Annotated in this window: 2 protein-coding genes; both read left to right on the top strand. The window is 61.8% G+C overall.

What is annotated here, in order from left to right; genetic code table 11:
* Positions 1-344 (top strand): DUF6093 family protein (locus tag ACTNCK_RS11780; protein WP_441082911.1); only part of this gene is annotated, 344 nt, incomplete at its 5' end.
* Positions 344-600 (top strand): hypothetical protein (locus ACTNCK_RS11775; protein ID WP_441082910.1); only part of this gene is annotated, 257 nt, incomplete at its 3' end. The genes ACTNCK_RS11780 and ACTNCK_RS11775, both read left to right, overlap by 1 nt.

Below are 600 nucleotides of genomic sequence, written 5' to 3'. Positions count from 1 at the left end.
CCTCACAATGGCGCATTGAGCGGGACACGGGTGAGATGTCCGAGTCCGGCTACAGCGACCAGGCTATGCGAGAGGTCGTCTATGAGGGGCGAGGCAAGCTCCAAACCTACGAGGGCTACGAGCAGTCAACCACCATCGGCCCATCGTCGGCTGTCGTGCAGCGGATGCAGCTCCATCTCCCGGTTAGCCGCTACAAGCCGCAACTCGGCGACATAGCGACATGCATGCACGCCTGCGATCCAGGGCTTGTGGGGCGCAGGTTCCGTGTCGCGCAAACGTGGCCGGTCAAGGACTTCGCGACCGCCTACCGGGTATCCGTGGACGAGATCGTGAAAGGGGCCTGATGGCTGGTGCATCGATCGACGTAACCGAGGTCCGCGAAGCGGTCGCTGACATGTCGCAGGTGCCTGTCCGAGTGCTCGCGAAGGTCAGGCTGATCGTCGCCAAAGGCTCCCTGAACATCAAGAATCAACTGCGTGCCGAGGCTGAGAAGTCGCGGCACTTCAAGCTGTCCACCCACATCAACTACGAGCTTGACTCTGACGAGTACGGCTCGCAGATCGGGCCGGTGAAGGTGGGTGCGGGCAACCTTGCGAACAT

Origin of the sequence: Candidatus Weimeria sp. HCP3S3_B5, assembly GCF_052064335.1 — a bacterium.
Taxonomy (GTDB): domain Bacteria; phylum Bacillota; class Clostridia; order Lachnospirales; family Lachnospiraceae; genus Weimeria.
Note: the sequence above shows the minus strand (reverse complement) of the source record. Positions and strands in the feature narration are given on the sequence as shown.